This is a genomic window from Rhodococcus sp. IEGM 1351 (genome assembly GCF_030056875.1).
Classification (GTDB): Bacteria; Actinomycetota; Actinomycetes; order Mycobacteriales; family Mycobacteriaceae; genus Rhodococcus_F; species Rhodococcus_F opacus.
Genome location: NZ_JASHKU010000025.1, coordinates 105,001 through 111,695 on the forward strand (window position 1 = coordinate 105,001; position 6,695 = coordinate 111,695).

General features: G+C 60.9%; 4 protein-coding genes. All 4 read right to left on the reverse strand.

Translation table 11 applies throughout. The features are described from left to right. Positions 1–76: 76 nt before the first annotated feature. Positions 77–877: a crotonase/enoyl-CoA hydratase family protein gene (locus tag QM806_RS32995; protein ID WP_011598505.1), complete on the reverse strand. Its 801-nt coding sequence runs from the start codon at positions 875–877 to the stop codon at positions 77–79. A gap of 172 nt (positions 878–1,049) precedes the next feature. After that, complete coding sequence (locus QM806_RS33000; protein WP_237720394.1) at positions 1,050–1,949, reverse strand: alpha/beta hydrolase; 900 nt, start codon at positions 1,947–1,949, stop codon at positions 1,050–1,052. A 51-nt stretch (positions 1,950–2,000) separates the two neighbouring features. Continuing rightward, positions 2,001–3,617, reverse strand: a complete 1,617-nt coding sequence (locus tag QM806_RS33005; protein ID WP_133985583.1) for a flavin-containing monooxygenase — start codon at positions 3,615–3,617, stop codon at positions 2,001–2,003. A 103-nt stretch (positions 3,618–3,720) separates the two neighbouring features. Next, positions 3,721–5,193 carry an aldehyde dehydrogenase family protein gene (locus QM806_RS33010; protein WP_167117482.1) on the reverse strand — a complete coding sequence of 491 codons (1,473 nt, stop codon included), beginning with the start codon at positions 5,191–5,193 and terminating at the stop codon, positions 3,721–3,723. Between the last annotated feature and the right edge of the window lie 1,502 nt (positions 5,194–6,695).

The following is a 6,695-nucleotide window of genomic DNA, read 5'->3' on the forward strand; positions in this document are numbered from 1 at the left end:
GCGAGCAGACCTGAAAGAAGAACTCCGTGGAAGCATCCAATTCGCATCCACGGAGTTCTTCGGTTTCTCGGGCACGTCACTCGCCGGTGAAGGCGGCAGTTCTCTTCTCCATGAAGGCGTTGACTGCCTCCGTGTGATCGGTCGTCTGCTGAACCAGCGCCTGCATGGCAGCGGATAATTCGAGGAGACTGTCGAGGCTTTGGTGCTGTCCCTCGCGGAGGAGCCTCTTGGCCATCCGTACCGAGTGTGGCGGATTGGCGGCCACCCGGCCGGCGAGCGCGCGAGCTTCGTCGAGCAGCTTGTCCGGCGCAACGACACTGGAGACCAATCCCCACTCGAGTGCCTTGACCGCGTCGACGCGGTCGCCCGTCAAGATCATCTCTGCCGCCCGCGCCATCCCGACGGCCTTGGGCAGCAGCCACGCGCCACCGTCACCCGGAATGATTCCCAGCTTGACGAAGCTCTCTGCAAAGAATGCCTTACTGCTGGCAATGCGAAGGTCGCACATGAGGGCGAGGTCGCATCCGGCACCGATTGCAGGACCGTTCACTGCTGCGATGAGAGGTACGTCGCAGTTGTACATGATCCGCGGAATCCGTTGTATCCCAGCTCTGTAGCCATCCCGCTGTTCGTGAGGCTTCCCCCCGAACAATCCGCGACGATTCGCCATGTCCTTGACGTTGCCGCCGGCGGAAAACGTTGAACCGGCACCGGTGACGATGACAGCTCGCACACCGTAGTCGGCATTGACGGCCTCGACGCAGGCGACCAATGCGTCGACCACTTCCATCCCGGAAATAGGATTGCTCTGCGCGGGCCGATTAATCGTCCATGTCTCGATGAACCCGTCGCGTTGGACGAGGACTGGACTATCCATGGGTGTATTTCCCCTAACTTCACTGCGGATCGATCGTTCGACTGGTACCCGACCGGCACGCGAACGAACTCGTCGGCGGCGGTACAGACCCGTGTAGACCGCCGCCGACGAACACCTTCACCTCTTGCCGCCGAGAACCTTCGCGTTCATACGCACACAGCGCAGGCGGAGTTCAGGCAAGGCCCAACTTGGGTCGCAGCCACTGGGCAATCCGGCTCAACGCTTGATCCGCCTCGGGCGCCCGCCCCGCGTTGAAGTGAAATACATGCTGTTGCTCATCGACCACGTCGAGCACGACCTCGCCACTCATCTTCTCGATCAATTCGGCCAACCGACGTGAGTCGTCCAGCAGCGTCTCATAGCCTCCGACCGATACGTACACCGGAGGGAAATCGGTGTAGTCGTTGAGCAGTGGGTTCGCCCGCGGGTCCGTTGCATCTGCGGGTTCTGAGAGAAACATCTCCCGCATCATTTCCAGAACCGCCCGCTTGGCCAATACGTCGACCGCGTCGTTCGATTCGACCGTCAACCCCTTGATCTCCATATCCAGCCACGGCGAAAGCGTGACGACGGCAGCAGGAGTGGGAAGTTCCGAGCTCGCGAGTTCGAACGCTGTCGAGATCGCGAGGTTGGCACCCGCCGAGTCGCCGACAGTCGCCGTGTACTCCGCCTTGTAACCTTGCGTGCGGAGCCACTTGTGGACGGCCATGCAGTCTTCGAGTTGGGCCGGGTGCTTGTGCTCCGGCGCGAGCCGATAGTCCACGATCAGGGCGTGAACACCCGCCAGTTTGGCGAGGTGTGCCGCGAGCTTGCGGTGTGAGAACCGTGAACCTGTCACGAACCCGCCACCGTGGGTGAAGACGATCACGCGGTCCTCGGCGGCCCCCAAAGGCTTCGCCCACGTTGCCGGCACACCGTTGGCTGTCACTTCCTCATAGGTGACGTCGATGGGTTCGATGGTCGGAAGATGCCACTCTTCGAACATATCTCGCTGACTGGCGAGGTCCATTCCTTCGGACCGGGTAAGCCACGAAGCGTACAGGTCGTTGAGGAACAGGGATTCTTTACTCACGGACACGTGTTGCTCACTTTCATCACTACTCGAGGGAGGCAAATTGACTGCTCAGGAAAGCGTGAAGCCCTTGTATCCCGCACACACGATCTCGTCCCACTTGGCCAGGTAGAGGGGAAGACCACCGGGGTAGTTCAGCAACTGCCGCGGCTTACCCGGGACGTTGGCACCCATGTACCAGGAGTCGGCTTTGTCGTAGAGCGCCTCGGTCGTCAGCTCGGCGACGTGATCGGACCAGGCAGCATCCGCGTCCGCCTCGGACTCGATACGGTTCAATCCGTTGTCCCGCATGTAGTCGATGGTGTCGACGATGAGGTCACCTTGGATCTCGGCGCAGCTTGGCCCGTTGCAGAAGCCCGACGGGCTCAGTGGTCCGTAGAGGAACAGCAGGTTGGGGAATCCTGCCGTTGCGACCCCGAGGTTTGCCCGCACACCGTTCGACCACTTGTCCCTGAGCAACGTACCGTCGGTGCCGCGAATGTCGATGGCGGTCAGGCCACCGGTGACGGCATCGAAGCCCGTTGCATAGACGATGATGTCGAACTCGTGCTCTTCCGATGTGGTCTTCAGTCCGGTGGGCGTGATCGTCTCGATCGGGTCCTCGTGCAGATCGACGAGACGCACGTTGTCCTGGTTGAAGATGTCGTAGTACGTCTGCTCCAGCGAGGGGCGCTTCACGCCGAAGGGGTACGCCTTCGTCGTCGGCGCCAGCTTCTCGGCGATGACCGGGTCCTTGATCCGGGCACGCGTCCGGTCCCGCCAGAACTCGTAGGCCGTGTCGTTTGCGTCATCGTCGACGAAGACGTCTTGGTACGTTCCGAGCCAGAACTCGAAACCGTACTCCCACAGTCGCTCATAAGTGGTGGTTCGCTCCTCGTCGCTCACCTCGAGGGCTGACTTGGGAATGAAGTCGAAGTCGAAGCCGGAGAATGACGCCGCACGACGACTGAATCTGTCCGCCAGATCGGACTTGATCTTCGCGTTGTCCTCATCGGTGAGCTGGCGCTGTCGCATCGGGAGCGCCTGAACGGGGGTGCGCTGGAAGATGGTCAGCTGTGCGGCTTCCTTCGACGCCTCCTGAGCGACCTGCACACCGCTGGCGCCGGTACCGATGATGGCGATTCGCTTTCCTGCGAAATCGATTCCGCCTTCAGGCCACAAACCGGTGTGGTGGTTGATCCCTGCGAAGCTGTCCATTCCCGCGAGCTTCGGGAAGATCGGCTTTGCCGCGAATCCGGTGCACAGAACGAAGTACTTGCAGACGAAAGTGCTTCCGTTCTCCGCGGTCACGGTCCAGGTGTTCGCCGTATCGTCGAACTCGGCGGAAGCGACCCGGGTGTTGTAGTAGATGTCCTTGCTCAGATCGAGCTTCGCGTCGACGTACTTGAAGTAGCGGCGCAGTTCGTCACCTCCGGGGTAGAGCTCGGAGAACGCGAATTCATCCCATAGGTCGGGGCGCGTGAACTGGTAGATGGGACCTTCGCTGTCCACTCGGGCACCCGGGTAGCGGTTCCAGTGCCAGATTCCGCCCAGACCCTCACCCGCCTCGACTACTTTCACCGAATAGCCTCGACTCCGCAGATTTTCGAGCTGGTACAGCCCGGCGAATCCGGCTCCCACAACGAGAACGTCGAGTACTTCGGTCACGGCTGGTGCGGCAGTGCTCATGTTGGTCTCCTCTTGATGCCGAGGGCTACTTGGGGGTTTGTCGATTGCGCTCTGTGTCGCAGACTGTGAGCCGCTGAATGCGGAAGCTCGTCCGGTGCAGCTTCTAGGTCCAGCGGACATACGCAGTCTTGGTGGTTGTGAAGAAAGTACGTGCGGCCTTGCCCTGTTCTCTGCTCATGCTGCTCGAGCCTTTGAGGCCACCGAACGGCACATGTGGCTCGACACTGCTCGTCTCGCGATTGACGTGCACCAACCCCGATTGTGTGCGCCGGATGAAGGTCATCGCCGTCGCGATGTCTCTGGTGAACACTCCAGAGGACAGGCCGTAGTCCGTGTCGTTTGCGGCCTTCAGCGCACCGTCGAATCCATCGACCTCCTGCACGGTCACGACTGGCCCGAAGATCTCGTCCCTGACGAGCCTGCTCGCCTCCGACACTCCGGCCAGGACTGTTGGTGCGATATAGCAAGTGTCGGAATCGAACTCCCTCCCCGTAAGGAACTCGGCGCTCTCGTCGCGGGCGAGTCGCAGGTATCCGGCCACCGTGTCACGTTGCTCCACCGAGGCAAGGGGCCCGATGTCGGTGGCTTCGTCGTACGGATCACCGACGACGAGCGCGTCAGCGTGCTTCACCAGCAGTTCTCGTAGTCTGGGAGCGACGGTGCGGTCGACGTAGACCCGGCTCGTCGCTGTGCAGCGCTGTCCGGTGTGGAGCATCGCGCTCTTCACGATCTGTAGCGCTGCATCCTCGACATCGGCGTCGGCGAGAACAATGGACGGGTTCTTGCCGCCCAGCTCGAGCTGGACCTTGACGTTGCGATCGGCGACGGCCTGACGTAGTCGCGACCCGACTGCACCCGAACCGGTGAATGTCAAGGCTGCGAGTCGCGCGTTCCCGGTGAGTGCCGCCGAAAGCGTTCTACCGCTGCCTGTCACCAGATTGAGGACACCCGCGGGCAACCCGGCTTCTGCGAGGATCCGCGTCAGGAACACTGCGGATCCGCAGGCCGGTTCGGCGGGCTTCCACACAACTGCGTTCCCGAAACCTATTGCCGCCGCGATTTTCCATGCCGGAAGCGCGAAGGGGAAGTTCCACGGTGTGATTGCACAAACGACGCCGAGCGGCTCCTCCACCGTCATCAGCATCGTGTGTGAATCAGCACTGGGGTACGTCTCCCCACTGGGCTGCAGGATCTCACCGGCGTAGTAGCGGAGAATGGCGACACTTCGCAGGACCTCGGCGCGTGCGTCGCGGATCGCCTTCCCCATGTCCGCAGTGATCGTCAGGGCAGCGTCGTCAACGCGGCTTTCCAGAAGGTCAGCGGCAGAACGAAGAAAGTCCGACCGCTGAATCGCCGTTGTCTCGGACCACGCTGGTTGAGCACCGGCGGCGGCCGCATACGCACTCTCGACATTGCCGGGAGTTGCCGAAGCGTAGATTCCCGTCACGCGGCGGAGATCGGAGGGATCTACCCGCTCGAAAGTGTCGGTGGCAGCACTCCATCGACCTGCGATAAACAACGTTCTCCCGTCGGCGATCGACGACGACAATGCTGGGTGGTCCACGTTTATGGACATCTTTGTTCCCCGATCTGTGTAGGCGCAGAATTGGTTTGGAAGTTCACCACCCGGCGCGGAGTTGACTTGCCTGATCAGTCGTCCGCGCTGTGCGGCAGGCGTGCCAGTACGAAAACCTTTCTCGGCAGTTCTGTAGTCGAGAGGAATTGGGAAATTCGCTCTCTGGTCCTCAAAAGTCCTGCACTCAGCGCGTTTTGAAGACTTACAGGCATCAGACTCGCTGCTGCCTGACGCTTTTGGCCGGCACCCCGGACTGACATTGCCCACCCAGCGACTCGACCTTCACGACATCCGCTCCCTGTTCGCAAATCTACTGCGGCGTAGGGAATCGAATCGCTGCGATGGCGATGGCCAGCGGGCCGTCCGACGGTCCGGCCACCTTGCAACCCACTTCAGAAACGACTACCCAAAGTGACCTGGAACACCTCGCAGGGCAAGCATGACACCCAAACCCTAAAACCACAATAGGGGAATAGTTTACTTATATAAGAAGGTTCGGGCTTGTGTCGAGCGGGAAAATGCACGACAAAACCTAGCGGGATCGAGGTGATGGGCGGCGTAGATGGTCGATCCTGACGGCATACCCGCGCTCCCCTTACAACCTTGCGTAACATATTCTTGGGGACGCACGCGCGCCAATCTGCCTTGACCGCAGAGACTTCGAAGTCTGGACTTCACATGCAGGCATGCCCGTCACCGCAGTTCCGACGTCGTTTGTCAAGCGGGAAGGGTGCGGGTTGGCAGCGGTCACCTTCGCTGGAGCTACAGCACAAGTCGGGAGCGTAGGTTGAGAGATCAACCGTCATAGAAGTATGAGGTAACTTTACTGCCGCGGCTTGAAACTCACTGTTCGCAGTTGAACGCAATCGTGCTTGTGTGGACCACATATCGCAGATTCAGGCCCTGGATCGGACCACACCGACGCTGTCGATGCGGATCGGCTCGGGCGGGAAGCACACTCACGACTACGCCCGACACCGCACCTTCACCCTGTTCTCCGCCCCGGACATCACCACCGGCACGGTCACCGAGCTGCGCAGCCCGCGACATCACCGTCAGGTTTCCTCGTCCTCAAACACATCGCCGGCGCCCGGCCGGAGCGAAAGCTGCATCTGGTGACGGACAACTACGCCACCCACGAGAAGTCCGAAGTCCGGGCGTGGCCGGCCGAAAGTCTTCGTATTCATGGCATCTCACCCCCGCCCCGGCATCATGGATGAGGCTTGTGGAGGTGTTGGTTCGGAATAAGAACGGCAGGCCATCCACCGCGGACTTTGCGGCTCCGTCACGGAGCTGAACACCGAGATCCGCGCCTTCATCAACGGATGGAGCACCCGCTGTGCGCCGTTCGTCTAGACCAACACCGCCAACCAAGTACTTACCGAAGGAAAACCGTGAAGATACCTCGACAACGAGCCACCAGGGACTGAGCGGGCCGCATTGTCATTAAAGATGTTTCGGTAATAGGGTGTGTCGTTGCGCGTGATTCGCACCGTGCTGCT

Excerpts from the sequence above, each read along its gene's own strand:
- QM806_RS32995 (WP_011598505.1), bottom strand. The coding sequence starts at position 877 with ATGGATAGTCCAGTCCTCGTCCAACGCGACGGGTTCATCGAGACATGG.
- QM806_RS33005 (WP_133985583.1), bottom strand. The coding sequence starts at position 3,617 with ATGAGCACTGCCGCACCAGCCGTGACCGAAGTACTCGACGTTCTCGTT.
- QM806_RS33010 (WP_167117482.1), bottom strand. The coding sequence starts at position 5,193 with ATGTCCATAAACGTGGACCACCCAGCATTGTCGTCGTCGATCGCCGAC.